The following is a 26,421-nucleotide window of genomic DNA, read 5'->3' on the forward strand; positions in this document are numbered from 1 at the left end:
GACAGGGCCACCGCGCCCCCGGAACCTGAGGGATCAGACCGGCGGGGCGACGAACACGCCGCGGTCGACGTCGTTGAACGACTCCTTGGCGACCAGCTCGTTCATCGGGTTCGCCGTTCCCCACTGGTCGGTGACCTCGGGCTGGGAGAAGTCGTAGACGTGCGGGTGCCAGGTGTCCTCGTCCAGCAGCTCCAGCTCGGTGGTGTACTCGACCGTGTTGCCCTGCGGGTCCAGGAAGTACGTGAAGGTGTTGTCGCCCGCCAGGTGCCGGCCGGGGCCCCAGATCTTGCGGAAGCCGGCCCGGAGCACCCGTCCGGAGCCCCGCATGTACTCGTCGATGCCGCGCATCTCGAAGGAGATGTGGTGCAGGGCGGTGTGCGGCCCCTGGGCTATGGCCATGGAGTGGTGCTGGTTGCTGATGCGCATGAAGTGCATCGCTTCGCCCATCTTCGGATGCATCAGCGTGTCGGAGAGCCGGAACCCGAGGTGACGCTCGTACCACTCCCGAGTACGGTTCAGATCCGGGGAGTTGAGGACGACGTGCGACAGCTTGACCGGGATGGCCTCCTTCTCCTCGATCTTGCGGTGCTGCCGGACCTCGACGTCCGCCGAGACCTCGATGGTGCGTCCGTCGACGTCGAAGAAGCGGAAGCCGTAGCCGCCGCCGGGAGTGTCGACCTTGCCCGGCTGCGATATCAACTGCACGCCTCCGGCGAGAAGTCGATCGGCGAGGGTGTCCACGTCCGGTACTGAGGCCGCACCGTACGAAACGAGGTCGAGCCGCTTCTCGTCGGCCTTGCGCAGCCGCACGACGTACTGCTCAGGGGAGCCTTCGGCGGCCAGGAACGAGATCCCGGAGTCCTCGGCGACCTTGGTCAGGCCCCACACGCCGGAGTAGAAGTCGAGCTGCTTGTCGTAGTCGGGCACGGCCAGGTCGACGTGCCGCAGATGGGTGAGCAGACGCATGATGTCAGTCCTTCCGAAGGAGGGCGGCGGCATTGCCGCCTCGTACGGCATGGAAGTCCGGGTCGGACAGCCCCGCCGCGCGCAGCGCGCCCACGGGGTCTTCGGTGCCCATGTCGAAGGGGAAGTCGGAGCCGAGCAGCACACGGTCCGCGCCTACCGCGCGGACCAGCTCCCGCAGCACGTGAGGGTCGTGGACGAGGGAGTCGAAGTAGATCCGCTTGAGGTAGCTGCTGGGCCGGTGGGCGCAGCCGGCGCCCGCGTCGGAGCGGGCCGACCAGGCGTGGTCGCTGCGGCCGATGTGGGTGGGCAGGTAGCCGCCGCCATGAGCCGCGACGATCTTCAGCTCGGGATGCCGGTCCAGCACTCCGGAGAAGATCAGATGGGACAGGGCGACGGCGTTCTCGGTGGGCTGTCCGACGGTGTTGGACAGGTACCACTGGTCCAGGCGCTCGTCGAGCGTGCAGCCGAAGGGGTGCAGAAAGAGGATCGCGCCCGTCTCCTCGGCCCGCTTCCAGAAGGGTTCGTACGCAGGGTCGGACAGCTCCCGGCCCGGCGCGTGCGAGGAGATCTCGACGCCCAACAGGCCCATGGCCATGGCGAGTTCGAGCGCACGCACCGCCGACTCCGGGTGCTGCAGGGGGACGAGACCCAGACCGTGCAGCCGGTCGGGCGCCTGTGCGCAGTGCGCGGCCGTCGCCTCGCCCGCGAGCCGGTAGAGCTTCTCGGCCGTCTCCTCGTCCGCCCAGTAGTGGTAGTGCGAGGGGGACGGGCTGACCAACTGGACGTCCACGCCCTGCGCGTCCATCGCAGCCAGTCGTACGGCAACGTCCGTCAGCCTCGGGATGCGCTCGGCGACCATGGGGCCGCTGACGGCCTGGGCCGCGGGCCCGTTGCGGCGGGCGTCGAGGGCCCTGGCCTCCGCCAGGCCCGGCAGGTCGGCCACCAGGGCCTCGACCTCGGGCAGGAGGAGGTGCGCGTGCACGTCCACCGTCCGAACCGGGTGCGCGTCAACGCTCGACGAGGGGCGGGGATCGGGCTGGGGACCTCTCCCCGCGTCAGCCGGGGCAGGGTGGGCCGTCACGGCAGCTCCCTGAGCACCGGCATGGTGGCGTCCAGCAGCCCGGGCACGTCACCGGGCACGCCGTCGAGCTGCCACTGCCCGATCTGCACGGACGCTTCGACGACCATCCGGACCCGGTCGATCCGCCGCTCGTAGTAGCGCGTGAGCAGTTCCTCGTCCCACGCGGATCCGCTGGTCAGCAGCTGGGACAGCACCCAGGCGTCCTCCATGGCCATCGCCGCGCCCTGGGCCATCGTGGGCGGGCAGCAGTGCGCGGCGTCGCCGACGAGGACGACCCGGCCCCGGTGCCAGGACCCCTCGACCAGCATCCGGTCGAACCAGGTGTAGTTCACCTGCGCCGGGTCGGTGATCGAGTCATGGATCTCGTCCCAGGCACCGCCGTAGCCCTCGGCGAGACGGCGCATCTCCTGCGCGTAGGACTCGGGCGGGATCGTGGCGCGGTCGCGGCCGGCCTCCACCAGATAGGCGTAGATCGTGTCCTCGCTGGTGGGCGTGTAGCCGGCGATGTAGCAGGGTCCGCCGTGGGAGAGGACGCTGCACTCCACTCCGGCCGGGCGGGGCGCCGGGACACGCCAGATGGCCATGCCGGTCGGCTCGGGTTTGACGTCGATGCCGATGGCGGCGCGGGTCGCGGAGTGAAGGCCGTCGGCGGCCACGACGAGGTCGTAGCGGCCCTCGGTGCCGTCACTGAACCGGACGGTCACTGACGGGTCGTCCTCGGTGAGGATCTCGGCGGTGGTGCCGAGCCGGACGTTCGCGCCGGATGCCCGGACGGCGTCGACGAGGATGCGCTGGAGCACCGGGCGCTGCATGCCGAGGGTGGCGGGGAGGTCGTCTCCGCCGGTGCGCAGGACCTCGCCGACGTGCAGCACGGTGCCGTCGGGCGTCGTCAGCCCCAGTGCGTCGAAGCCGAAGCCGTGCTCGCGGACCTCGTCCCAGACACCGATCTCGCGCAGCACCCGCAGGGCGTTGCCCTGAAGGGTGATGCCGGAGCCGCGTACGTTCCAGTCCGGTCTGGCCTCGACGAGGTCGACGTCGATGCCGGCCCGCCGCAGCAGCACGGTCATGACGTTGCCGGAGGTGCCCCCTCCGATGACCAGGACTCTCTTTCCTTCCATCGCCAACTCCTTTGTTGGGCGGGTCACTTGACGGCGACCGGATTGACGGGGGAGCCGACGGCTCCGGTGATGGGCAGGGGCGCGGCGGTGAGCCAGAACTCGTACACGCCGTCGCGGGCGCAGTCGTCCGCCAGAGCGTCGGGGTCCCACATCTCGCCGATCAGCAGACCCATGTTGGGAATGACGACCTGGTGCAGCGGCTGGAAGGCGCCGTCGAACTCGTTCGGCCGGACCTCGAAGCCCCACGTGTCGGTGGCGATCGCGGCGATCTCGCTCGTGTGCAGCCAGCCGGCAGTGGTGAAGGACAGACCGGGAGAGTCGCCGCCCGCGTAGTCGCCCCAGCCCTCGCGGCGGGCGCGCGCCAGCTGCCCGGTCCGGACGACGACGATGTCACCTCGGCCGACGGCCACACCGTGCGCCTCGGCCGTCGCGGTCAGGTGTTCCTCGGTGATCGCGAAACCGTCCGGCAGTTCCCCGCGTTCGTCGCCGATCACCCGGCCGACGTCGAGGAGGACTCCGCGCCCGGCGACGTACGGGGCCATGTGCTCGATGCCGGTGACCAGATCGCCGTCCGAGGTGACGGTCTTCGCGGCGTCGCGTCCGTTCCACGCCTTGCCGTGGTCGAAGATGTGCCCGAGCCCGTCCCACTGGGTGGAGCACTGCAGCGGCATCGCGATCACGTCGTCCGCGCCGCCGATGCCGTGCGGGAAGCCCTGGTTGCCGAGGGCCGCGTCCGTGCCCGTGTCCAGCATGGTGTGGACGGGGTTGGTGCGGCGGCGCCAACCCTTCTGCGGCCCGTTCATGTCGAACCGCTGCGACAGCGAGAAACTCACGCCCCGCCGGACCAGTGCCGCACCCTCGCGGCGCTTGGCCTCGTCGAGGAAGTTCAACGTGCCGAGCACGTCGTCCTCGCCCCAACGCCCCCAGTTGGAACACCGCTTGGCGGCTTCGGTGATCGCGCACTCGGCATCCGCGGGGTCATGCGGGGCCGTCACGACGCGGTCCTCTCGGCGACGCAGCGGGTGCGCTGCACGCCCAGACCCGTGATGGAGCCCTCCATGACGTCGCCGTCGCGCAGCAGCCGCCCCCAGTGCATGCCGTTGCCGGCCGGGCTGCCGGTGAGCACCAGGTCGCCGGGCAGGAGCCGGGAGGTCTGGGAGATGTACGACACCAGCCGTGCGATGCCGAAGAGCATGTCCTTGGTGGACTCGTCCTGCATGGTCTCGCCGTTCAGCTTCAGCGTGACCCGCAGGTCACCCGGGTCGGCGATCGACTCGGCGGGCACGATCCAGGGGCCGAGCGGGGTGAAGCCGGGAGCGTTCTTGCAGCGCAGCCAGTCGGTGCCGATGGCCTTCATGTCCCGGCGGAAGACGGTGGCACGGTCGGTGAGGTCGTTGGCGATGGTGTAGCCCGCGACGTACTTCAGGGCCTCCTCGACCGTCACCCGGTGGGCGGGCTTGGCGATGACGGCCGCCAGCTCCAGCTCCCAGTCGGGCTGCTCGGCCCAGTCCGGAAGTACGACGTCGTCGAAGGGGCCGGTGATCGCGCTCGGCAGGCCCGTGAACACGTACGGCAGGTCCTCGGCCGCCCGCCGGTCCATGACCGCGGCGATCTCGGCGCGCGCCTCCTCCACGGTGCGGGGGTCGTCGGGGGCGCGGTGGGCGGCCTCCAGGTCGATGACGTGCTGCCGGTAGTTGGCGCCGGACTGGAAGACCTGGCGGGGCTCGACCGGCGCGTGCACCCGCAGGTGCTCAAACGGCCGCCAGTCGGCCGTCTCGTCGGCCGCGAGCTCGTGCAGGCGAGGGAGCATCTCGTCCCAGCGCTCGAGGATCCCCCGGGTCGTCAGGGCCGGCTCTCCGAGAGCCGTGGAAAGATCCAGCACGCGCCCCCCAGGGATCACGAGACCGGGGAAAGACGCCTGGTCAGGGGCGGAGAGAACGCCAAGGGCGAAGGGTCCGGAGAAGGACGCGGAAGCGGCTGCGGGTTTCACGGGAATGTCCTCCAGATTGCGGTGCGACCAATGTGACCCCCACCGCGTAATCTGGGAAATAGATTGTTTAGATGTTGATCATCTGTCGTGCAAATGTCACTGCCGCAAGCGGCCTCGCTCCGGAGGTGTTCGTGTCCCTCTCCAGCCTCGATCTCAATCTCGTCCTGTCCCTGCGGGCCCTGCTGGAGGAGCGCAACGTCACCCGTGCCGGGCAGCGCGTCGGGCTCAGTCAGCCGGCGATGAGCGCGGCCCTGGCCCGCCTGCGCCGCCACTTCGACGACGACCTGCTCGCGCGCGTCGGCAAACAGTACGAACTGACCGCCCTCGGCCGCGCTCTGCTGGACCGCACCTCGACCGCCTGCGACCTGCTGGAACGGGTCTTCAGCAGCAGGGCCGAGTTCGCCCCGGGCAGCGAGGAGCACGAGTTCACCCTGCTCACCTCCGACTACGCCCTCGCCGTGTTCGGCGCCGAGCTCGCCCGGACCGTGCACGCCGAGGCCCCGGGGGTGCGGCTGCGCTTCCAGCGGACGCCCATCGACGTCACGGAGGACACCGCACCGCTGCTCAGCACGGCCGACGGGCTTCTGATGCCGCGCGGCGTCATCGGCGGTTTCCCCGCCGTCGACCTGTTCACCGACCGCTGGGCCTTCCTGGTGGCCGAGACGAACGACGAGGTCGGCGACCAGCTGACCATGGACGACCTGGCACGGCTGCCCTGGGTCGTCTACCAGCGCGCCTACGACGCTCCGGCCGCCCGGCAGCTGAGCATGCTCGGCGTCGATCCCCGCGTGGAGATCTCCGTCGACAGCTTCCAGGCGCTGCCCTTCCTGGTCGCCGGCACCCGCCGGATCGCCCTGGTACAGCAGCGCCTGGCCGAGCTGCTGCGCGGCGTGGCAGCCGTACGCCTCATGGAACCGCCCTACGGGGCGGTCCCTCTCCAGGAGGCGCTGTGGTGGCACCCGGTGCACACCCACGACGCGGCCCACATCTGGCTGCGCGAGACCGCGGCCCGCGTGGGAGCGGAGCTGGCCGCTTCCGAGCCCGGCCGTATCGCCACGGCCGTACCGAAATAGCGGGCTCCCACAGATCCCGGCATCCATGCCGCGGATGATCCACATCTCCGATATCGATCGGATGAGGGCTAGGCAGGACCTGCCCGTTGGCCCATAGTCGTCTCAACCCGGCGCCGGAGCCGCTCCATCACCTGCCGGCCGAGACCGTGCAGGCGCCCGGCGCGCCTGCCCGCCGCGACGCCCCGCAGTCATCGGCACTCCGCTCCGAACCTGCCACGGGTACCGGGCGGCTCGACCACGACGGCCGCACCCCCCGTTCCCCTCCCGACCCGCCACGTGGAGTTCCCGCATGCCTGCACCCGTGCCCCCGCTCCCGTCCCCGACGCCCACAGCCGTCGAGGACACCCCGACCGAGCAGGCCGTGTCCGGCCCCGGCCACCGGCTTCGCCTCACGCTGCTGATGGCCGGCAGCTGCCTGCCCATCCTGGGCGCCGTCCTCATCGCCCCCGTCCTGCCGCAGATGCAGGCCCACTTCGCCGACGTACCGGGCGTCGACGCGCTCGTCCCCATGGCCCTGACCATCCCCGCCCTCTCCCTGGCGCTGCTGGCCCCCTTCGCCGGCGTCATCGTCGACCGGCTCGGACGCAAACGCCTGCTCGTCGTCTCGACCGTGCTGTACGCGATCCTCGGCACCGCCCCCCTGTGGCTGGACTCCCTCGGCGCCATCGTCGCCAGCCGCACCCTCGTCGGTGTCGCCGAAGCCGCCATCATGACCTGCAGCACCACGCTGATCGGCGACTACTACTCCGGCCGGCAACGCGACCGCTACCTCGCGATGCAGACGATGTGCGCCTCGATCTCCGCGACGGCCTTCTTCGTGCTGGGCGGCGCGGCCGGATCGGCCGGCTGGCGTGCACCGTTCTGGGCCTATGCCGTGAGCCTGCTGCTTGCCCCCGCCATGGCCGCCTTCCTGCCCCAGCCCCGACCGGCCGACCGCGCGAACGAGCCCTCCCCCACCGCTGCGGAACCGATGGCCAAGCGGCCCTTCCCGTGGCGTCCGCTGGCCGGCACGTGCGCGCTGACCGTCTTCGGCGCCATCCTCTTCTACACCGTCCAGGTGGAGATGGCGTTCCTCCTGGACGACGTGGGCGTGAGCAACTCCGGCGTGATCGGACTGGCCACGGCCAGCGCCAGTGCCGCGGTCGTGGCCGGCGCCGTCGTCTTCGCCAAGGCCGGCCGGAACCCGCAGGTCTGGCTGCCCACCGCCTTCGGCCTGTGCGCCCTGGGCTTCGCGGTGATCTGGCTCGCCCCCAACCCCGTCGTCCTGACCATCGGTGCCGTGATCAACTGCCTCGGCAGCGGCATCATGCTGCCGAGCCTGCTCACCCTCGCCATGTCCAAGCTCGACTACGCCGACCGCGGCCGCGGCACCGGCCTGTGGACAGGCTCCTTCTTCCTCGGCCAGTTCATCTGCCCGCTCGTGGTACTCGCACTCACCTCCGCCGTCGGCACCCTGGCGAACGCCCTGGGCGTCCTCGCCCTCGCCGGAACCGTCGCCACCGCCGCACTCGGCCTCGCCGCCCGGCGCCGCCGGACGGGAGCCACCCCGGAACCGATCCGGCAGATGGCGGGCTGACCTGACGCGGCGCCGATCCACCACGAACACCCGTCGAGATCGGCATCGCGGACATCCCCGCGTGTTCAACCTGGTCTTCGGCACCGGCCCCGTCGTGGGGGACGCGATGAGCCGTCATCCCGACGTGGACATGGTCTCCTTCACGGGGTCGACCCGTGCGGGCGCCCTGGTCGGCCAGGCCGCCGCCACGACCGTCAAACGGGTCGCGCTCGAACTCGGAGGCAAGTCGGCCAGCCTGGTCACGCCCGACGCGGACCTGGAGCAGGCGGTCACCGCGACCGTGCAGTACTGCATGACCAACTCCGGGCAGTGCTGCAATGCCTGGACCCGCCTCATCGTCCCGCGGTCCGCGAGGGACGACGTCGCCCAGGTCGCCGCCCGTGTCGCCGCCGAGATCCAGCCCGAGCTGGGCCCGCTGGTGTCGCGGGACCAGTACGACCGTGTGCAGTCCCACATCGCGGCCGGGCTCGACGCCGGAGCGACACTGATCACCGGTGGACTCGGGCATCCCGACGACCGGCCGGACGGCAACTACGCCAAGGTGACCGTCTTCGGCGACGTGACCCCGGAGATGACCATCGCCCGGGAAGAGATCTTCGGCCCGGTGCTGGTGATCCTCTCCTACGACACCCTCGACGAGGCGATCACGCTCGCCAACGACAGCCGCTACGGGCTGCACGGCGGCGTCTGGGCCGCGACCACGGAAAGCGGCCTGGCGATCGCGCGGCGACTTCGCACCGGACAGGTCGACGTCAACGGCGCCGAGTTCAACATCGCGGCGCCTTTCGGTGGCTACAAGCAGTCCGGGAACGGCCGTGAACTCGGTCGCTACGGCCTTGAGGAGTTCCTCGAGACCAAGGCCATCCAACTCGCTTGAAACCGCCCGGCATTTCCATCGGAGAGGCAGCGCATGAGCAGCACAGACGCCGACCGGCGTTCCGTATCCCCTCCCACCCTGTCATCTGTCGACGTCGGCAGCCTTCCCCCCTTGGGCCAGGTGCCGACGCACATGCACGCGCAGGTCGTACGACCCGACCGCTACGGTGACCCGGCCCGGGCGTTCCGGCCCGAACTCGTGCCCACCCCGGCCATCGGACCGGACGAGGTACTCGTCGCCGTCATGGCCGCCGGCGTCAACTACAACAACGTCTGGGCCGCCCGCGGTTACCCTGTCGACCAGATCGGCACCCGCCAGAGCGCGGCGAGACGGAGGACTTCCACGTCGGAGGTTCCGACGCCTCCGGCATCGTCTACGCCGTCGGCCACCATGTCTCCGGCATCGCCATCGGCGACCACGTGGTCATACACCCGGGATGGTGGGACGCGGACGACCCCTGGATCACCGAGGGCCGCGACCAGATGATTGCGCCCAGCGCCCGGATCTGGGGCTACGACACGAACTACGGGTCGTTCGGCCAGTTCGCCCGCGTCCAGGCCCACCAGGTGCTCCCGAAGGCCGACCATCTGACCTGGGAACAAGCCGCCGCACCCACACTCGTCGGCACCACCGCCTACCGCATGCTGCACGGCTGGGCCGGCAACACCGTCCAGGAGGGCGACGTCGTGCTCGTCTGCGGCTCGGGCGGTCTGGGAACCCAGGCATCGCAGCTCGCCCGCCCCCGCAGCTGCCACGATGCACCCCATGGATCTTGAGAACCCCGGCGAGCTGGTGGTGCGCCGCGCAGAAGCCTCGGACTGGACCGGATTGGCCAACATCGACGCCATCGCCGCAGCGGGGGACCACGCGCGATGCATGAGCATCCGACGCTGGTGCGAACAAGGCCTGGTCCTCCTTGCCCAGGACGCATCCGGGCCCTTGGGCTACAGCGTGCTGGAGTACACCTTCTTCGAGCAGGGCTTCGTCACCATGCTGATGGTCGCGCCCACCGCCCGCCGACAAGGCGTGGGCACACATCTCCTCAAGGCCACCGAAGCCGCGTGCACCACCCCGAAGCTGTTCACTTCGACCAATGTCTCCAACCAACCCATGCAACGTCTGCTGCAGTTCGTCGGCTGGAGCCCTGTTGGCCTGCTCCACGGCCTAGACGAAGGCGATCCCGAACTCTTCTACCTGCGCCCAAGCATCCGACTACGCGGCATAGCCGAGGCCGAAGGTTAAACGCCAAGCTGAGAACCTGTGTCTGAACCGGGTGCTTCGGTCGGACGTGTGAGTGCGCGATCTCGTCGCTGTGTGGTGACGCTACAGCGATGCCGTACATGCAGAGGCATGTCAAACACCGTCAGGCGGACAGCAGGTAGCGCACCGCTGTCTCCGCCAGATCTGCGGTGAACGCGTCGTCCTCGACAGGCACCGGCCTGGCGAATCCCGGACCGTAGGCGACACGGATGACCGAGGCGGCGAAGACGGTGCTGAAGCAGGAATGGACCGCGGTATCGACGTCGGGGAGCGTGATGGCGTCCGCCGTGCGAAGGACAATCTTGGCGAATCCGTTCCCGAGCTCCTGGCTGTAGCGGGAACCGCGGCGCCGGATCTCGGGATGTGACGCCGAGGTCAGGACGACGGCCCGCAGGAACCGTTCATGGCGCAGGAACATGCCGACCGTTTCGGCCACCGCACCGCGGACGAGTTCGGCCGCGGACAGGTCTGCCCATCGGCTGTCGTCGGCGAAGACCTGCTGCTCCGCGCGCAGGCGCTGCATGCCGTGCTCGTAGACGGCAAGGAAGAGGGCGTCCTTGCTGGTGGTGCGGGCATAGATCGCCGGCGGCGCGACCCCTGCCCGCTCGCACACGGCGGCGATGGTGAACGCCTCGTGCCCGCCGTCCTCCAGGATCGACACTCCGGCATCGAGCACCCGGTTCCACGCCTCGCGGCTGCGCCGCTGCTTGGGCGGCCGGATCTCCAGGTCGACCGCCCGTGCTGCTCGGGCCTCGCCCATGATCTCAGCCCTCTCGTTCCCCGGTGCGTGCACAGGTCTTGACTAAACCGTAGTCCACACTACAGTCTGCGGCTAACAGTAGCGTCCGCTACTGTTTTCCTCCCGATGACGCGAGGTGCTCCATGCCCGTGCCGAACAACTCCGGCGGCAGTGTCGCCGTCCTCGGCGCCGGTCCGGCCGGTATGGCCGCGGCCCTGTCCATAGCCCAGGCCGGTCACGAGGTCACCCTCTATGAGCGCTACCGCGAGGCGCGGCCGGCCGGCAACATCCTCAACCTGTGGCCGCCGCCGCTGAAGGCGCTGCGTGCGCTCGGAGTGGACACCGAAGACCTCGGCTCCCCCACGGACACCGAGTTCCGCAACCTCCGCGGCCATGTGCGCGTACACGTCAGGCAGGACCCCGAGACCAAGCGTGCCTACGGCGGCGGGTTCATCGGACTGCTGCGGCCCGAACTGTACGAGCGGATGCTCGCCGCCCTCCCGCCGGACACCCTCCGGTTCAACCAGCACGTGACGCACATCGAGCAGGATGACCACGCGGTCACTCTGCACTTCGCCGACGGCACCACAGCCGAGCACGACCTCCTGGTCGGCGCTGACGGCATCGACTCGCTGGTCCGGCGCACGTTGTGGGGCGACGCCCCCAAGCGCGAGCACCGGCTGCACATCTTCGGCGGATTCACCTTCGCGGACGTCCCTGGCACCGAACCGAACATGTGCGTTCTGACGCACAGCAGGACGGTGCAGGGAAGCTGGACATCGATCCGGCACAAGGGCCGCGACGGCTTCCAGTGGTGGGTACTCACCGCCACCGACCCGGACGCCCCGGCGCCGTCCGACCTGAAGGCCGCAGCCACCGTATTGGGCGCGGAGTTCCCCGCGCCCCTTCCCGGGCTGATCGCCCGGACAGAGCCGGATGACGTCCAACGCTGGGTGCTGCGCGACCGGCCCCGCCTGAAGCAGTGGTCCCAGAGACGGGCCACCCTCGTGGGCGACGCCGCACACCCGACCTCGCCCTACGCCGCCTACGGTGCGGGCATGTCCATCGAGGACGGCTACTTTCTCGGCCGGGCCCTGCGCGGCGTCGATCTCAACGACCTCGCCGCCGTACAGCGTGCGCTGCAAAACTACGAGGGCCCGCGCAAGCCCCACACCGCCCGGCAGGTCCAGCAGGCATGGATGCTCGGCAAGGTTTTCCACCACACCCCGGCACCACTGCGGCCCGTCCGGGACTTCATCTTCGACCACACCCCGCTGCTGCAGAAGGTCGCAGGCGACACCAACCCCCGCGAAATCCGGAAGCAACTGGCCCTCATCCAGGACTGACGTACGCCGGAAAGTACATGCTGACCGTCAGCTCCTCGACCGCCAGGGCGACCCCGTCGCGGCGGCCGGGAGATGGGCCGATGGCCCCAGAAGTGTTCACTGCTGTCCCGCCGGATCAAGCGGCTTCTGGCATGACGTAGCCGTGGGCGACGTCGCGGCGTTCGGCGGGACGGGTCGTGCGGCGGGTCAGCCTCCGGGGCATCAGCGTGATCGCCGCCCACGTGATCAGCGATTCGCTCATCTCGGGCAGCCGTTCGTGGTCGCGGCAGTGACGGCGGGCCCTCATGATCAATGACCAGCCTCGCTCGACGGCCCACCTGCGTGGGAGCACGACGAAGCCCTTGGCATCCGGCGGGCGCCAGACCTTCTTGATGGTGACGTCGAGGTACTTCTTCGCCCAGGCGACCAGGTCGTCCTTGGCGTAGGCGGAGTCGGCCCAGACGATGGCGATCTCCGGATGCAGCAGGGCCAGGCGAAACAGCAACTCCCGTGCCACCAGGGAGTCCTGGGCATCGGCGGGAGTCACCATGACCAGCAGGACGAGACTGCGATGATCACAGATCATGTGCCGCTTCCTCCCATTGATCAGCTTCCCGCCGTCCCACCCGCGAGTGGCCCTGCTGACCGTCTCGGACGCCTTGACGGACTGGGAGTCCACGATCACCGAGGCGGTCTGGGGCGTCTTTCCCGCAGCACGGCGGATGCGGCGTCGGAGCTGGTCACGGATGACACCGAGGACCCCAGCGGCGGCCCATCGGCGGGCGAATCCGTAGATCGTGCGCCGTGGGACCGCATCTACGCATTCTTCCGCCGCTGGCGCGACAACGCCCTGGTCAAGGAGTTCCATGATCGGCTGCGCGCCCGGGCCCGCGAGCGGCTGGGCCGGGACGCGGAGCCGACGGCCGGTGTGATCGACTCGCAGTCCGTCAAGGCGGACGCCGTCGTCGGCGCGGACAGCCGCGGCTTCGACGGCGGCAAACAGATCAACGGGCGCAAGCGGCACGTCGTGGTGGACACCCTCGGCCTGCTGCTGGGCGTGATGGTGACGAGCGCGGATGTCGGAGACCGCGCCGTCACCCGGGTCCTGCTGAACCAAGTCGCCGACGTCCACCCCCAGTTGGAGCTGGTCTGGGCTGATGACGGCTACACCGGCAGCCTCGTCGAGTACTGCCTGGTCACGTTCGCCCTGGTCCTGGCGATCGTCAAGCGCAGCGACGACATGCGCGGCTTCGTGGTGCTGTCCAAGCGGTGGATCGTCGAGCGTCTCTTCGCCCACCTGATGCGCACCCGCCGCCTGGCACGTGACTTCGAACGCCGCACTGCCAGCGCCGAGGCGATGATCTACTGGTCGATGACCCTGCTCATGACCCGCCGCCTGGCCCGCTCACCCCGCGGGCGGGCGTGAACCGGCCCGGCGCCGGCTCGGCCAGCCCCGCGCGACCAGGCGTTTCGCCTTCGCCAGAGCGCCCACTGCCGCTGGTGTACGCCCACGGGTAATCTCGGACGCGGCGCCGGCGGAGAACTCACGGCCCGGAAGGCGGCAACCACTCGCTCCTGAAGCGGGCCGACCTCGCGGCGGGGTCCGAGTAAACGGCAATCTTCAGTTCTCGTGGCAAGGTGCCAGCTGTCATGTCACAACTTCGTCGCCATCGCGATCCCATTGGTTCTCGGTGCCAACCATCCTCGGTATGTGACAACTAGCGTCGGTGGTCACAATGCGTCAGCGCCGGACTCGGGGCATGCCGAGGCCGATCCAGGCGATGATCTCCCGCTGGATCTCGTTGTTGCCGCCGCCGAAGGTGAAGATGACGGCCGAGCGGTAGCCGCGTTCGAGTTCGCCGTGGAGGACGGCGCCCGCCGAGCCCTCCTTGAGTGCGCCGCCGGCGGCGACGATCTCCATGAGCCAGGCGTAGGCGTCGCGGCGGGCCTCGGAGCCGTAGACCTTGACGGCGGACGCCTCCTGCGGGGTGAGGGTGCCGTCCTGGACGGCGCTGACCATGCGCCAGTTGAGGAGCTTGAGCGCGTCGAGTCTGGTGTGGGTCTGGGCGAGGCGGCGGCGCACCCAGGGCAGGTCGATGACGCGGCGGCCGTCGGCGAGCTTGGTCTCCATGGCCCACCGCTGGACGTTGTGCAGGGAGCGGATGGCCATGGTGCCGTGGGCGGCGAGGGTGACGCGTTCGTGGTTGAGCTGGTTGGTGATCAGACGCCAGCCCTTGTTCTCCTCGCCGACTCGCCGGGAGACGGGGACGCGGATGTTCTCGTAGTAGCTGGCGGTGGTGTCGTGCGAGGCGAGGGTGTTGATCAGGGTGCAGGAGTAGCCGGGGTCGGTGGTCGGGACGAGGAGCATGGTGATGCCCTTGTGCGGCGGTGCCTCGGGGTCGGTACGGGTCGCGAGCCACACCCAGTCGGCCGTGTCGCCGTTGGTCGTCCAGATCTTCTGGCCGTTGACGACGTACTCGTCGCCGTCCCGCACCGCGCGGGTCTTCAGCGAGGCGAGGTCCGTGCCGGCATCGGGTTCGCTGTAGCCGATGGCGAAGTCGATCTCGCCGGACAGGACGCGCGGCAGGAAGTACGACTTCTGCTCGTCGGTGCCGTACTGCATGATCGTCGGGCCGACGGTGTTGAGGGCCATCAGCGGCAGCGGGACGCCGGCCTGGGCGGCCTCGTCGAAGAAGACGAACTGCTCGATGGCGGTCAGGCCGCGTCCGCCGTACTCCTTGGGCCAGCCGACGCCCAGCCAGCCGTCGGCGCCGAGGCGGCGGATGGTGTCGCGGTAGAAGCGCTTCTGCGCCGCCGGGTCACCGTGGCGGGTGTAGGCGCCCGCCGGGACCAACTCGGCGAAGTAGGCGCGCAGTTCGGTGCGCAACCGCTGCTGCTCGGGCGTGTATTCGAGGTGCACGGCGCCTCCAGGTTCCCCAAGGCCGACCTGACGGCGCACACGCTAGAACGTGTTCCAGTAATTGGGAACACGCGGGAGCGTGGCGGTCCGGTCGATTCCCGCCTCGCGGGGCGCCGAGGGGGCCGCGCGGCTCAGCCGAGGGTGACGAGGAAGTCCGTGCAGGCCCGGGCGCAGTCCCGGCAGGCCCGGGCGCTCTCCTCGGCTCCGGGGTGCTCGTCGAAGACGCGGGCGCACTCCAGGCTGACGGTTCGGCACCACTCCACCTGGACGCGAACGGCCGCTTCGTCGAGGTTGGTCTGCTCGGACAGCGCCCGGCAGGTGGCGTCGCACACCTCCGCGCACATGATGCCCTTGCGGCGCATGTGCTCCTGGCTCTCGGGGCCGTCCGGATCGGCGAGGCTCGCCCGCAGGGCACAGGCACGTGCACATTCGGTGCACGCCTGGGCGCACGCGAAGCGGTCCTCGAGGAATCGGATGAGTTGCTGCTGGGATGTCGTCGTCGAGGTCACCCGGGGCGGGTAGCCGGAGCGGTGTCCGTCAAACGCGGGCACCGCCCGCCCCGGTTCGCAGAGTCCCGTTTCCCCCTGCGCCGGACCGGGCACCCGTGCACACCCCGGCACGGGGGCGAAGAAACGGTCACCCCGACCGCCCTCCCATGTGAGCCGACCAGGTTCACCCGACCCTTTGGGGGTATTCATCCGATATGAAGACGGAATGGGCTAATTTCGCAGCAGAGCGCAGCGTGCTGAGCGGCGCCGCGCCGTTCATCGCGGGTGTGGTGGTCGTGTCGGTGCTGATCGGGGCCCTCTGGCTGGGCGCGCGTGTCCGCGCGCGTGAGCCGCGCCGTCCCCTCCCAGAGGAGCAGCCGAGGCTCCCTGAGGGCGGTCCCGTGCGCGAGGAGCGGGCGAACCGCGAGCCGGACGAGATCCCGAAGAGCGACTACCGGCTGACGCCGTACGAGGTGCACGGGAACCAGGGCACCCGGCCGAGCCCCGACAAGAAGCGGCCCCGCTGGAGCAAGAACAGCAGCGGCTCCTTCGGCAGCGGCGGGCTCGGCGCCCACTGAGGCCGCATCGCGGCGGGCCCCGGCTGCGGCAGGGGCCCGCCGGCCGGAGGGGATACGATCCGCCGATCACGTAGCGTCATCGAAGCTGTACGCAGGCATTCCGCCACGAGGGAGTGAGAGCCATGGCAGACCACAGGACGCTGCCACTGCCCGACTACGACCATCTGCCGATCGGCGGTCTGGAGAGCCGAGTGCGGTCGCTCAGCGCCGGGGAGGTGGAGGAGCTGCTGACGTATGAGCGCGAGCACGCCGACCGGCTGCCGGTGACCCAGCTGCTGACGGCGCGCCTGGACCAGCTGCGCTCGGGCGCCGAACCCACGTCGGGCGACCCCGGCGCGCTGCGCCCCGAGCAGCACGGCCGCCGCTCCGGCTCCCCCGTGTCGCCGGCGACCTCGCCTCAGCCGATGAGCCCGCCGCCGCACGGCACACCGGACCAGCGGGGCAAGCCGAAGGGCGACCGCACGTAGCGCCGGAGCGGGACCGTACACGGAAGCGGCGCGTGAACGGCAGGCAGAACCGGCGCGAAGAAGGGGCGTCCCGTGACAGTTCCACGGGGCGCCCTTGTGGTGGACGGTCAGCCGTCCAGCGCCAGCCCGGTGTAGTTCTCCGCCAGTTCGGCCGCGGCGTGGCGGGAGGTGGCGACGCGGTGCAGCTGGGAGAGCTGGAGCTTGGTCTCGAACGGGGACTGTTCCGGGTCGGCGTGCAGGGTCGTGGTCATGAAGTACGAGAAGTGCTCGGCCCGCCACACCCGGCGCAGACAGGTGTCGGAGTACGCGTCGAGCAACTCGGTCGAGCCGGTCTCCTTGAGCCGCTCGAATGCACGGGCGAGCACGATGACGTCGGTGGCGGCGAGGTTGAGGCCCTTGGCGCCGGTGGGCGGCACGATGTGGGCGGCGTCGCCGGCCAGGAGGAGGCGGCCGTACCGCATCGGCTCGGTGACGTGGCTGCGCATCGGCAGTACGGCCTTGGCGGTGACGGTCCCCCGCTTGAGCCGCCAGCCGGGGTTCGCGGTCAGGGCGAACCGGGCGTCCAGCTCGTCCCAGATCCGCTCGTCGGACCAGTCGGCGGGGTCGGTGCCGTTGGGGACCTGGAGGTAGAGGCGGCTCACGGAGGGCGACCGCATGCTCGCCAGCGCGAAGCCGCGCTCGGAGTGGGCGTAGATCAGCTCGTCGTAGACGGGCGGGGCGTCGGCGAGGATGCCCAGCCAGGAGTAGGGGTAGGTGCGCTCGTACGTCGTCCGGACCCCCTCCGGGACCGCGTCGCGGGCCACGCCGTGGAAGCCGTCGCAGCCGACCACGTAGTCGCAGGTCAGGGTCTGCTCACGGCCCTCATGGGTGTATCGGATCACCGGGCGGTCGCCGTCGACGCCCTCCACCGCGTGCACCTCGGCCTCGAACAGCAGCGGGCCGCCGTCGGCGAGCTGGAGGGCGATCAGGTCCTTGACGACCTCGGTCTGGGCGTAGACCCACACCCGGCGCCCGCCGGTGAGCTCGGGGAAGTCGACGCGGTGGGCGCGGCCGGCGAAGCGCAGCTCGATGCCGTCGTGCGGCATACCCTCGGCGTCCAGGCGCGCGCCCGCGCCACAGGCCCGCAGCACGTCGACGGTGGCCTGCTCCAGGATTCCGGCACGCTGCCGCTGCTCGACGTACGCCCGGTCCTTGCGTTCCAGTACCACACTGTCGATTCCCGCGTTGTGCAGCAGACGAGCCAGCAGCAGCCCGGCCGGGCCGCCGCCGATGATGCCGACGGTGGTGTGCATGAGTACTCCTCGCCGTTGAGGACGAGCCGCGTCCCGCCTCCGGGAGCCGACATGTTCGTCAGGTGAAATTCAGTTCACTAAGTTGCGGGGATGAGTCTGCGCCCGGTCCGCCCGCCTGTCAACGGTCCCACTCACGTAGCCGTCACACTCACGTAGAGGGGTCGAAGAGGGCGGGCGGTTCGGGCGCGGAGGAACATCGGCCGCAGAGGCGGAGAGAGCTCAGCCGGCGAAGTGGAAACCGGGCGGCGGATGCATCAGGAAGTCGTGCTGGAGATGTTCCAGGCGTAGGCGCCCGCCAGGGAGAACGCCACCCTGTCCCCCGCACGGAGCCCCGGTGTGTGGACGTTCCGGGCGAGGAGGTCCTTGGGGGTGCACAACTGGCCGGTGAGGGTGACCCGGTCCCCTTCAGCTGTGGGGCGCGGCCACGGATACGGCCACTCCCCCACGGCCAGCACCGGGGCTGGTCGTGTCCCTTGGTGGCCTCCAGGTCGCGGAAGAGGACCCGGGCCGGCATGCCGTCGTGTCGACGCAGATCAGGACGTTCTGGAGGTGGGGCTCCAGCACGACGCCGTGGTCGAAGAAGGCGGACAGGACGGGTGGGACGAGGAGGCGGAGGTAGGCCCGCCACCAGTCGAGCACCCCTTCGGGGCCGTGTCCGGACAGGAGGCGGAAGATGCGGGCCGGGCCGGTCGGGTACTCGTCGGCGACGGCAGCCGCGAGCAGCGGGGTCGTGCCGGGCAGGAGCCGGCGGGACAGGGCCTCGCGGACGATCACGCCGAAGCCTTCGAGGAGGGCGCGCTCGGGGGCGCCCTCGGGGCCGGGCAGCGCGAGGCTGCGGTAGGCGGGTTCGCGGAGCAGCGCGCTGCCGGGGAAGCGGGCCTCCAGGTCGGCCAGGGCCGGAGCGAGGGCACAGGTGAGGGCGACGGCACCGGAGAGTTCTCGTAACGGGCGTTCCTGCGGACGCAGTTGGTGATGCGGACGTTGAGGCTGGACTTCAGGAACGCGTCGCCGTCGAAGAGGGTGCGGACGGAGGCGGTGGCCGCGTACTCGGGGCCGCCTGGGCCCACATCGAGGATGTCGCCGCGGCCGAGGGCCTCCCGCAGCAGGCGGTGCTCGCGGAGCATCTCGTACTGCCAGGGGTGGCGGGCGGCAGCCGGTAGCCCTCGGGGACGTCTCCGCGTTCCGGTCGCGGACGGCGGTGGCGCCGGGCTCGGCGCTCTCCTCGGCGATCAGGTCCCCGCGGACGGCGAGGTGGCGCGGCGGGGACGCGGCGCGGGCCTTCGGGGCACAGGACCGCCAGGCGTCGGCGTCACCGGTGCGGCCCTTGGGGGTGGGGTGGAAGCGGTGCCCGGACAGCAGGGACTGCTCGGAGAGCAGGGGAGGATCTCGACGCCGGGATGCTCCGGGTACGGGCCGCGATGGGCGTCCGGCTGGTCGGTGAGGATCGTGACGTCCGCACCGAGCCGGGCGGCGGCGGGCAGGAAGCCCTCGGTGACGGAGTCCGTCGGGGTCGGGGCGAGGAGGTACAGACGCAGGGGACGGTGCACGGCTTCCGCTGGCGGGCGACAGGTCGGGCGGGGCGGGCCGGCGACGAAGGGGGCCGCTGAGACGGTCCGGTCAGCCCGAGACCCACGCTCCGCATCCCGCTTGGTCATCAGCACTTGATCTTGCAGCTAAGGTAAGGCTTACCTCCTCGCCTTACCGAACTTCCTCACGCTCTGGAGTTGCCGATGACCATGGCCTCCCTGGCGCTCCCCCGGGCCGCCGCCCCCACGCACGTCCCCGCTCTCCTCGCCGCCGCCTACCGCCGTCTGGACACGATGTGCGAGGTGTTGTCCGTACGTGTCGTGGAACCGGGCCAGGCGCTGACGCCGTCCCCGCGAATGAGCGACCGCATTGTGGGGTTGACGGATGGTCAGGAGGGTCTGGAGGCCTTCGTCGAGGCCGAGGCGGTGCGGATCCGGGACCGCTACGACCACACCGCGCCCCGCCATGTCGCGGCCTCCCGTGCCCTCCATGACTACGTGTGGTCGGTCGCGCTGCTGATGAGCGGCGTCTGGTACCTGGAGCGGCGGGTGCCACGCGTCGCTCCCGGAGCCGTTCGGGTGGACCTCGCGACGGGCGCGTACGAGATCCGTCCCGGCACCGACCTCGTCTGCCTGCCGGACGACCCGGCGGCGGCGCTCGCCGGTGCGCGGACGGTCGCCCACCAGGAGGCGCTGCCAGCCGAGTTGCGGGCGGCCGTCGCGGATCACATGGGGCCGGTGCTGGAGGCGTTCGGGCCGTATGTGCGCCGGGGCTCACGGGCGCTGTGGGGCATGGTCTCCGACGACCTGGTCTCGGGGCTCTGGTATCTCGGCCGCACGCGCGGCGACGAGGCCGCCGGGGTCCGGGCCGCCTCGGAGGTGCTGCCCGCCGCCCGCGCACCCTTCCCGGGCGGCGCCGACTTCCGCACCCTGCGCACGACTGACGGCCGCGAGCACCCGACCCGCACCCGCAGGGGCTGCTGCCTCTACTACACGATCCGCCCGGCCGAGGCCTGCTCCACCTGCCCGCGCACCTGCGACGAGGAGCGGCTGCGCCGGCTGGACAACTGACCCCGGCGGTCAACGGCTCCTTGCCTCCGAGGCGTTCGCAGGGCGAGCGCAGGTGTTTCACCACGGGAAGCGCCATGGTGGCCGCTTCGGAGACGATGTCGGCGACCGGCAGGGTTCAGGCCTGCTGGTCACGGACGTGACGGCCCCGGACCGGCTCCCCGATCAATCAGCTCCGCGATCACCCCCGACCGGCCCCCCGCCGTTCGCCCCACCGGCCGACCGCTGATCGAACGCCGGGAACTGCGGCCCCTGCGGCAACAGCTGGGTGAGCACGAAGGAGATGACCACGGCGAGCACCACCAGGGCCACCGTGTCCACGTTGCCCAGCAGGAGCACGACCAGGACGACACTGCTCACGGGCAGCCGCAGGGCGGCGGTCACCGTGGCCGCCATCCCGGCCGCCATCGCCGGCACCAGTCCCAGACCGGGCAGCGGCGCCAGCAGTACCCCGGCCGCGCCGCCCAGGAAAAGGGCGGGGAAGACGGGGCCGCCTCGCAGACTGCCCAGACACAGCGTGTACGCCAGGCCCTTGAAGGCCAGCACCGCGATCAGGGCGCCCACGGACCAGGCGTGCGGGTCCCGCGCCAGGGTGGACAGGGTGGCCTCCCCGGACAGGGCCGCCTCGGCGGGCGATCGGCCCGTGGTGAGCGCGTAACCCGTGACGCAGACGGCCGCGCCCACCGCGCAGAGGGTGGTGTTCCGCATCGTCCGGGTCGCCACGAAACGGGCCGTGAACCGGCCGCACACGAAGACCCAGTGGACGACGAACGCGAGGGCGGGCGCCAGCACCAGCACCCACAGCACGTCCGCCCAGTCGAGCGGCGGCGGCTTGGGCAGGCCGATGCCGAGGCTCCCCGTCTCGAAGCCCGTCCAGTGGACGAATCCGGTGAAGATCAGGTCGCCCACACCGCTGGCCAGCAGGGCCGGCAGCATCACCGCGAACAGCTGTGGGCCCCCCACCCCGGCCACCTCCATCAGCAGCACCGCGCCCACGATCGGGTTCCCGAAGAGCGCGGAGATGGCGGCCGCCGCCCCTGCCGCACCGAGCAGCGCCGTGCTCGCCCCGGTCTCCGGCGCCCGGGCCACACGCGCGAGGAGCAGCGCCAGTCCGCCGCCCATCGCGATCAGCGGCGCCTCGGGCCCCAGGACGACGCCGAGCGGCAGCCCCACCAGGGCGGCGATCACGACCCCCGGCAGCGCCTGTCGGGTGACGCCGCCCGAGTGCAGGCCCGCCGCCGGAACATGTCCGCCCCGGCCCGGAAACCGCGAGGCGACCAGGCCGACGACGAGACCGGCCGCCGTCAGCAGGGGGAGCGCCCACCACCAGGGCGCCTGCTTCCAGCCCAGCTCCCGGGGCCAGGTCTCCCAGAGCAGCTCTTCCAGCTGTTGGAGAGCGACGAGGAACCAGAACGCGATCAGGGCCACCGGAATCCCGATCAGTCCGCAGAACACCAGGCCCCTGCGGTACTCCGGTCGGCCCAGCATGCTCCTCAGCAGGTCGGCTTCCGGAGGCTGGCTCCGCGACGCGGTGCCGGAGCCGCTCTCCGACGTCGTTCCGGTGATGGGTCCTCCCGGGTCCGGCACCACGCCGGGTGGTCGCGTCGGTATGGACGTCGATGACCAGTCGGCGCATATCGGGACGAAAATACACGGATCGGGGAATCCTTGCTCGTCCCGACGGATGCGGCGCCCGGGTGGGCGCTCCGGGTTCGGCGTCCGTGCATCTTCAGCGGAATCCGATGGCGCGACGCAGCCCGGACGTCAAGAATCGCCGGATGCGCGAAGCGAAGGTGTCCGACGGGATCATCACTCTGTCCCCGCTGCGTCCTGACGATGTGGAGGCGCACCTGGAGGGGGAGGATGAGCAGCTGGTTCGCTGGCTCAGCGGAGGTGCCAGTACACGCGAGGGCGTCGACGCCTACCTACGGCACTGCCAGGACCAGTGGAACACCTCCGGGCCACTGCGCGCTTTCGGTATACGGGTGGGCGCCGATGAGGTGCTCGCCGGGACGATCGACCTGCGGTTCTCCTTGGAGGGCTTGTCTCCCGGCCAGGTGAATGTCGCTTACGGCCTCTACCCGTCCTGGAGAGGGAGCGGCCTTGCCACCCGCGCGGTCCTCCTCGTCTGCCGGTACGCCGCAGGTGCGGGAGGAAAGGAGGCCGTGATCCGGGTGGAGCCGGAGAACGTCGCTTCCGCCGCAGTGGCCCGCCGGGCCGGCTTCACCCCCGGCGGGCGCACGCACGGCGAGGACGGGGCACGGCTGGACTGGTACGTCCGGGACCTGTGTGTCGACCCTCAGAGCGATCCCGGCCCTGGGGCGCCCCGGCCGACATGAGGGCGTTCGGCGCCGACGACGCCGTCCTCGGCGTCGCCACGCCGACAACGGTCGAAACTTTCGATGCCGCCGGGGAGCAGCTCGGCCATTGACGCGTGTCGGCGCAGATGGCAACACTCTTCGACGGTTTTCCAACAGGAAGTGTCAAAAGCTCGCAGCTCTGGAGGTCGGCTTGCAGGAGTACGCCGGTTACGTCTTCGTCTACTTCACCGGCGAGGGCAGCCCGGACGGCGAGCAGATCCGGTGCGCGCTCAGCCGGGGCAACGACCCCCTCCGCTGGCGTGAACTCAACGGGGGCGCCCCGGTACTGACGTCGGACCTCGGCACGAGGGGCCTGCGCGACCCGTTCCTCATCCGCTCCCCGCAGGGCGACGGGTTCCATCTGATCGCCACCGACCTCCGTATGCACGGCGAGCAGGACGGCGACTGGGACCGCGTCCAGCGCACCGGCAGCAAGGCGCTCATGGTCTGGGACAGCGCCGACCTGGTGAGCTGGACCGACCGGCGCCTGGTCCGTCTCGCCCCCGACACGGCCGGCAACCTCTGGGCACCGGAGGCGTGCCACGACCCCGACCGGGACGAGTACGTCGTCTTCTGGGCCTCCAGGCTGTACGCCGAGGACGACCCGGACCACACCGCCGACACCCACAACGCGATGCTGTACGCGACCACCCGCGACTTCCGCGTCTTCAGCGAACCCCGGCTGTGGAACGACCCCGGTCACTCCGTCATCGACTCCACGGTCGTCCGGCACGACGGCACCTGCTACCGCTTCACCAAGGACGAGCGCGTCAACTCGCCGGAGGTGCCCGGCGGGAAGTTCATCACCGTGGAGAAGTCGGCCGACCTGCTGGCGCCGTCGTACGAGTTCGTGGCGGACCGTGTGGGGCAGGGGGCGATCGAGCAGGGCGAGGGCCCGATCGTGTTCCGGTCGAACACCGAAGCCAAGTGGTACCTCTTCATCGACGAGTTCAGCGGACGCGGTTACGTCCCCTTCGAGACCACCGACCTCGACTCCGGCAAGTGGACCCCGTGCGAGGACTTCGCCCTGCCGCCCGGCGCCCGGCACGGCTCCGTACTGCCGGTGACACAGGCCGAGTACGAGCGGCTCCTGGCCGCCTACGCACCGCCGACGTCCGTCGTCGACGCCCGTGTCCGCGAAGGGCTCAAGGCGTACGCCCTCGTCGACGAGGACACCTCGAAGGTCGTACTGCCGTTGCATCCGGGCACCGAACTCGACGCCCTGGCCCCCGAGTTCGACCTGGCCGCGGGTGCGAGCATCGACCCGCCATCCGGCACCCCGCGCGACTTCCGCGCTCCGCGTCCGTACACCGTCACGGCGGCGGACGGCACCCGGCGCGCCTGGACGGTGGAGGCCGTCCACATGCGCAGCCCACTGCTTCCCGGGTTGACCGCCGACCCCAACATCCAGGAATTCGGAGGCCGTTACTACATCTACCCGACGACCGACGGCTTCGAGGGCTGGGGCGGCACCCGGTTCACGGTCCACTCCTCCGACGACCTGGTCACCTGGGAGGACCACGGGGTCGTCCTGGACCTGGAGTCCGACGTGAGCTGGGCGGACCGGTACGCCTGGGCGCCGGCCGCCGGGGAGCGCGACGGGTCGTACTACTTCTATTTCTGCGCGAACCAGCAGATCGGCGTGGCCGTCGCGGACAGCCCCACGGGGCCCTTCCGGGACGCGCTCGGCCGGCCCCTCATCGGACGGGACGACTTCGCCGGCCAGATGATCGACCCGGCCGTGTTCAGGGACGACGACGGCACCACATACCTGTACTGGGGCAACACCGAGGCGTACGGAGTGCCCCTTCACGAGGACATGGTGTCGTTCGACCCGGCGCGGGTACGGCGGTTCACCCCCGAGGGCTTCCGCGAAGGCGCGTTCGTCATCAAACGGCGGGGCGTCTACTACTTCATGTGGTCGGAGGACGACACCCGCAGCGAGGACTACCGTGTCGCGTACGCCACGGGGCCCTCACCGCTCGGGCCGTGGACCAAGCAGGGGGTGATCCTGCGCAAGCGCCCTGAGTACGGGATCCTCGCCACCGGTCATCACACCGTCGTGAACGTCCCCGGCACCGACGACTGGTTCATCTGCTACCACCGGTTCGCGGTTCCCGGTCCCGGAACGCCGCGCGGCGACGGCACGCACCGGGAATCGACCCTGGACCGGATGGTGTTCGCGGCGGACGGTTCGATCGAGGAGGTCGTACCCACCCTCGGGTCCATCGACCCCGTCTGAGAGCACCCCGAGCGAACGCGCGGGGTCAGTCGTGCGGTGCCTGGCCGCTGACGCGGTGGTCGGCGTGGCTGAGTGCCTCGACGACCAGGCGTCGCAGATGTCCGTCGCTGAGGCTGTAGTGGATGTGGCGCCCTTCCCGACGGGTCTGCACGAGCCCGGCCAGCCGCAGCTTCGCGAGGTGCTGGCTGACCGCGGTCCGGGACGCCTCGCAGCGTTCGGCCAGGGATCCGACGTCGGACTCGCCCTGCGCGAGGAGCCACAGCAGATGCAGCCGAGTGACGTCGGAGAGCATCGCGAACACCCCGGTCGCCTCGGTGAGCCGCGCGCTGTCGAGGGCGCGCAGATGTGCACCAGGTGCAGGTGACACGGCGTGGCGTTCAGGCATGAGGCCAGCCTAAGGGCTGTGCGTGATCCGCGGTGGATCAGCCGAGCGCCCGCCGGGGATCACAGGACAGCCCTCGGAGCCATGGGCGGGGCCGTGGGTCGGCCCCGGCGACCGTACGGCTGTGCCCGGCGCCGCCCGCGACCCACGTGTGCCCGAAGAAGTTTCAACGCGTGGTCAGAAACTCCAGCTGTAGAGGCCACCGCCCGTTCTCACCGCAGACGCCGCGAGTCGGGCAACTCCGCGGAGGACCGCCGGTAGATCATCGTCAGTCATGTCGTCCCCGTCAGCAGCTCTGAGTCGTGTGGTCCAGCGATGTGCGAGCTCGTCCAGCTCGGTGGGACCGGCGTCGGCCAACGCCTGGATCAGGCGCTGTGGCAGGGCGAAAACCTCAACTCCGTCGTTCAAGGGGGCAGTGACCCACTCGGGCCAGGACCACGCGAGGAGACGCTCAAGCGGCGGGACCTCGGCCGAGGGCTCCTCGAAATACATGTCCCACTCCGCGATGGCGCTGTCCGGCTCAATGAAGCGGCAGGTCACAGACTCAAAGGCCGGGCCGGGTCCGTGCAGGCGAGTCGCGGCGGCGGTCTCGTCGTCGGGAGCGAGGAAGAACACTATGTCGTGAGCCATCTCAGCATCATGCAGCTTGCTGAACAGACCCGGGACAGATTTCGTGACCGGGTGACACCCCTGTCGACCAGGACGGGCGCGCTCGGGCGCCGAGCGCGGCAAGAGCGGGAAGCTACTGCAGACAGTCGCTCTCGACCGCGGGTGCTTCTCGTGTGCGCTGGAGGGACCGACGGCCGGAGCCTGTTCATGACAGCGGCACAGGGGCGCGGGCCGGAAAGCGCGGCCGACGGGACATGAACCGGCCACGTGCCGGCCATGGACGCACCGAGCCCGGGCGCCCTTCGTCCGTAGGACCCAGACCTGCCCCCGCCAGCGACATCACGAGCCACGCTGAAGTACCGGACCGTGGACCGGGCCACCCGCGCAGAGGCCGCCCAGCAAGGGGGTGTCGGCCGACGAGGCACCCGGTCCACGCACCCCGGACGAGCCGGCCGCGCCGACGGGGGCCGCACCCCCGGTACCG

24 protein-coding genes and 3 pseudogenes are annotated in these 26,421 nt (G+C 70.5%); 12 read left to right on the forward strand and 15 right to left on the reverse strand.

The window, feature by feature from the left end:
- Positions 1 to 33: 33 nt before the first annotated feature.
- From ACZ43N_RS13795 to ACZ43N_RS13815, 5 genes are read right to left on the reverse strand one after another with little or no spacing between them, the layout of a single operon-like run.
- The gene (locus tag ACZ43N_RS13795) at positions 34 to 966 is read right to left on the reverse strand and encodes a VOC family protein (RefSeq protein WP_468097404.1); all 933 of its coding nucleotides are present in this window, start codon (positions 964 to 966) and stop codon (positions 34 to 36) included.
- Positions 967 to 970: 4 nt separating this feature from the next.
- The gene (locus tag ACZ43N_RS13800; RefSeq protein WP_468097405.1) at positions 971 to 2,047 is read right to left on the reverse strand and encodes an amidohydrolase family protein; all 1,077 of its coding nucleotides are present in this window, start codon (positions 2,045 to 2,047) and stop codon (positions 971 to 973) included.
- Complete coding sequence (locus ACZ43N_RS13805; protein ID WP_468097407.1) at positions 2,044 to 3,165, reverse strand: FAD-dependent oxidoreductase; 1,122 nt, start codon at positions 3,163 to 3,165, stop codon at positions 2,044 to 2,046. Before ACZ43N_RS13805 ends, ACZ43N_RS13800 begins: the two co-directional genes overlap by 4 nt.
- A 23-nt stretch (positions 3,166 to 3,188) precedes the next feature.
- Positions 3,189 to 4,160 (reverse strand): cyclase family protein, encoded by a 972-nt coding sequence (locus ACZ43N_RS13810; RefSeq protein WP_468097409.1) that lies wholly within the window; start codon positions 4,158 to 4,160, stop codon positions 3,189 to 3,191.
- Positions 4,157 to 5,155: a fumarylacetoacetate hydrolase family protein gene (locus tag ACZ43N_RS13815; RefSeq protein ID WP_468097410.1), complete on the reverse strand. Its 999-nt coding sequence runs from the start codon at positions 5,153 to 5,155 to the stop codon at positions 4,157 to 4,159. The genes ACZ43N_RS13810 and ACZ43N_RS13815 overlap by 4 nt, the downstream gene beginning before the upstream one ends.
- Positions 5,156 to 5,286: 131 nt before the next feature.
- Here ACZ43N_RS13815 and ACZ43N_RS13820 point away from each other — a divergent pair, with 131 nt between their 5' ends.
- The 5 genes from ACZ43N_RS13820 to ACZ43N_RS13840 all read left to right on the forward strand — a co-directional run bounded on the left by ACZ43N_RS13820 (position 5,287) and on the right by ACZ43N_RS13840 (position 9,923).
- Positions 5,287 to 6,228 carry a LysR family transcriptional regulator gene (locus ACZ43N_RS13820; RefSeq protein WP_468097412.1) on the forward strand — a complete coding sequence of 314 codons (942 nt, stop codon included), beginning with the start codon at positions 5,287 to 5,289 and terminating at the stop codon, positions 6,226 to 6,228.
- A 289-nt stretch (positions 6,229 to 6,517) separates the two neighbouring features.
- Positions 6,518 to 7,804, forward strand: coding sequence for an MFS transporter (locus ACZ43N_RS13825; RefSeq protein ID WP_468097413.1), 1,287 nt, complete (start codon positions 6,518 to 6,520; stop codon positions 7,802 to 7,804).
- 61 nt (positions 7,805 to 7,865) lie between these two features.
- Positions 7,866 to 8,681, forward strand: a complete 816-nt coding sequence (locus ACZ43N_RS13830; protein ID WP_468097414.1) for an aldehyde dehydrogenase family protein — start codon at positions 7,866 to 7,868, stop codon at positions 8,679 to 8,681.
- A 272-nt stretch (positions 8,682 to 8,953) separates the two neighbouring features.
- Complete coding sequence (locus ACZ43N_RS13835; RefSeq protein ID WP_468097690.1) at positions 8,954 to 9,457, forward strand: alcohol dehydrogenase catalytic domain-containing protein; 504 nt, start codon at positions 8,954 to 8,956, stop codon at positions 9,455 to 9,457.
- The gene (locus tag ACZ43N_RS13840) at positions 9,447 to 9,923 is read left to right on the forward strand and encodes a GNAT family N-acetyltransferase (protein ID WP_468097415.1); all 477 of its coding nucleotides are present in this window, start codon (positions 9,447 to 9,449) and stop codon (positions 9,921 to 9,923) included. The genes ACZ43N_RS13835 and ACZ43N_RS13840 overlap by 11 nt, the downstream gene beginning before the upstream one ends.
- A 121-nt stretch (positions 9,924 to 10,044) precedes the next feature.
- On the opposite strand, the gene ACZ43N_RS13845 is transcribed toward ACZ43N_RS13840, so the two are convergent.
- Complete coding sequence (locus tag ACZ43N_RS13845; RefSeq protein ID WP_468097417.1) at positions 10,045 to 10,701, reverse strand: TetR/AcrR family transcriptional regulator; 657 nt, start codon at positions 10,699 to 10,701, stop codon at positions 10,045 to 10,047.
- Between the two features lie 122 nt (positions 10,702 to 10,823).
- Between ACZ43N_RS13845 and ACZ43N_RS13850 the strand changes: the two genes are divergently transcribed.
- Positions 10,824 to 12,026, forward strand: a complete 1,203-nt coding sequence (locus ACZ43N_RS13850) for an FAD-dependent oxidoreductase (protein WP_468097418.1) — start codon at positions 10,824 to 10,826, stop codon at positions 12,024 to 12,026.
- Between the two features lie 181 nt (positions 12,027 to 12,207).
- On the opposite strand, the pseudogene ACZ43N_RS13855 reads toward ACZ43N_RS13850, so the two are convergent.
- Positions 12,208 to 12,822: pseudogene (locus ACZ43N_RS13855) on the reverse strand (transposase); the annotation flags it as partial.
- 33 nt (positions 12,823 to 12,855) lie between these two features.
- On the opposite strand from ACZ43N_RS13855, the gene ACZ43N_RS13860 reads away from it, so the two are divergent.
- Entirely contained in the window at positions 12,856 to 13,431 is a 576-nt protein-coding gene (locus tag ACZ43N_RS13860; RefSeq protein WP_468097692.1) for a transposase, read from the forward strand.
- Between the two features lie 315 nt (positions 13,432 to 13,746).
- Here ACZ43N_RS13860 and ACZ43N_RS13865 read toward each other — a convergent pair whose 3' ends face one another.
- Entirely contained in the window at positions 13,747 to 14,925 is a 1,179-nt protein-coding gene (locus ACZ43N_RS13865) for an acyl-CoA dehydrogenase family protein (protein WP_468097419.1), read from the reverse strand.
- 131 nt (positions 14,926 to 15,056) lie between these two features.
- Entirely contained in the window at positions 15,057 to 15,434 is a 378-nt protein-coding gene (locus ACZ43N_RS13870; protein ID WP_468097421.1) for a four-helix bundle copper-binding protein, read from the reverse strand.
- A gap of 194 nt (positions 15,435 to 15,628) precedes the next feature.
- On the opposite strand from ACZ43N_RS13870, the gene ACZ43N_RS13875 reads away from it, so the two are divergent.
- Both ACZ43N_RS13875 and ACZ43N_RS13880 read left to right on the forward strand, forming a co-directional pair.
- Entirely contained in the window at positions 15,629 to 15,991 is a 363-nt protein-coding gene (locus ACZ43N_RS13875) for a DUF6479 family protein (protein ID WP_468097423.1), read from the forward strand.
- 122 nt (positions 15,992 to 16,113) lie between these two features.
- Positions 16,114 to 16,458: a DUF8129 domain-containing protein gene (locus tag ACZ43N_RS13880; RefSeq protein WP_468097425.1), complete on the forward strand. Its 345-nt coding sequence runs from the start codon at positions 16,114 to 16,116 to the stop codon at positions 16,456 to 16,458.
- A 107-nt stretch (positions 16,459 to 16,565) separates the two neighbouring features.
- Here the strand turns inward: ACZ43N_RS13880 and ACZ43N_RS13885 are convergent, their stop codons facing one another.
- The 3 genes and pseudogenes from ACZ43N_RS13885 to ACZ43N_RS13895 form a co-directional block, all read right to left on the reverse strand.
- Positions 16,566 to 17,750, reverse strand: coding sequence for a 4-hydroxybenzoate 3-monooxygenase (locus ACZ43N_RS13885; protein ID WP_468097427.1), 1,185 nt, complete (start codon positions 17,748 to 17,750; stop codon positions 16,566 to 16,568).
- 219 nt (positions 17,751 to 17,969) lie between these two features.
- Positions 17,970 to 19,127 (reverse strand): annotated as a pseudogene (locus tag ACZ43N_RS13890) (IucA/IucC family protein).
- Positions 19,124 to 19,285 (reverse strand): annotated as a pseudogene (locus ACZ43N_RS13895) (siderophore biosynthesis protein); the annotation flags it as partial. The pseudogenes ACZ43N_RS13895 and ACZ43N_RS13890, both read right to left, overlap by 4 nt.
- A 195-nt stretch (positions 19,286 to 19,480) precedes the next feature.
- Between ACZ43N_RS13895 and ACZ43N_RS13900 the strand changes: the two are divergent.
- Positions 19,481 to 20,347 (forward strand): (2Fe-2S)-binding protein, encoded by an 867-nt coding sequence (locus ACZ43N_RS13900; protein WP_468097429.1) that lies wholly within the window; start codon positions 19,481 to 19,483, stop codon positions 20,345 to 20,347.
- 162 nt (positions 20,348 to 20,509) lie between these two features.
- On the opposite strand, the gene ACZ43N_RS13905 is transcribed toward ACZ43N_RS13900, so the two are convergent.
- A complete protein-coding gene (locus ACZ43N_RS13905) occupies positions 20,510 to 21,832 on the reverse strand; it encodes a chloride channel protein (RefSeq protein WP_468097430.1) in 1,323 nt (440 codons plus the stop codon).
- 290 nt (positions 21,833 to 22,122) lie between these two features.
- Here ACZ43N_RS13905 and ACZ43N_RS13910 point away from each other — a divergent pair, with 290 nt between their 5' ends.
- A complete protein-coding gene (locus tag ACZ43N_RS13910) occupies positions 22,123 to 22,683 on the forward strand; it encodes a GNAT family N-acetyltransferase (RefSeq protein WP_468097431.1) in 561 nt (186 codons plus the stop codon).
- Between the two features lie 172 nt (positions 22,684 to 22,855).
- On the forward strand, positions 22,856 to 24,946 hold the full coding sequence (locus ACZ43N_RS13915; protein ID WP_468097432.1) for a glycoside hydrolase family 43 protein: 2,091 nt from the start codon (positions 22,856 to 22,858) through the stop codon (positions 24,944 to 24,946).
- 25 nt (positions 24,947 to 24,971) lie between these two features.
- On the opposite strand, the gene ACZ43N_RS13920 is transcribed toward ACZ43N_RS13915, so the two are convergent.
- Both ACZ43N_RS13920 and ACZ43N_RS13925 read right to left on the reverse strand, forming a co-directional pair.
- Complete coding sequence (locus tag ACZ43N_RS13920; protein ID WP_468097434.1) at positions 24,972 to 25,331, reverse strand: ArsR/SmtB family transcription factor; 360 nt, start codon at positions 25,329 to 25,331, stop codon at positions 24,972 to 24,974.
- Positions 25,332 to 25,505: 174 nt separating this feature from the next.
- The gene (locus ACZ43N_RS13925; protein ID WP_468097435.1) at positions 25,506 to 25,958 is read right to left on the reverse strand and encodes a hypothetical protein; all 453 of its coding nucleotides are present in this window, start codon (positions 25,956 to 25,958) and stop codon (positions 25,506 to 25,508) included.
- Positions 25,959 to 26,421: the final 463 nt, after the last annotated feature.

The organism is Streptomyces sp. NPDC030814 (assembly GCF_055572155.1).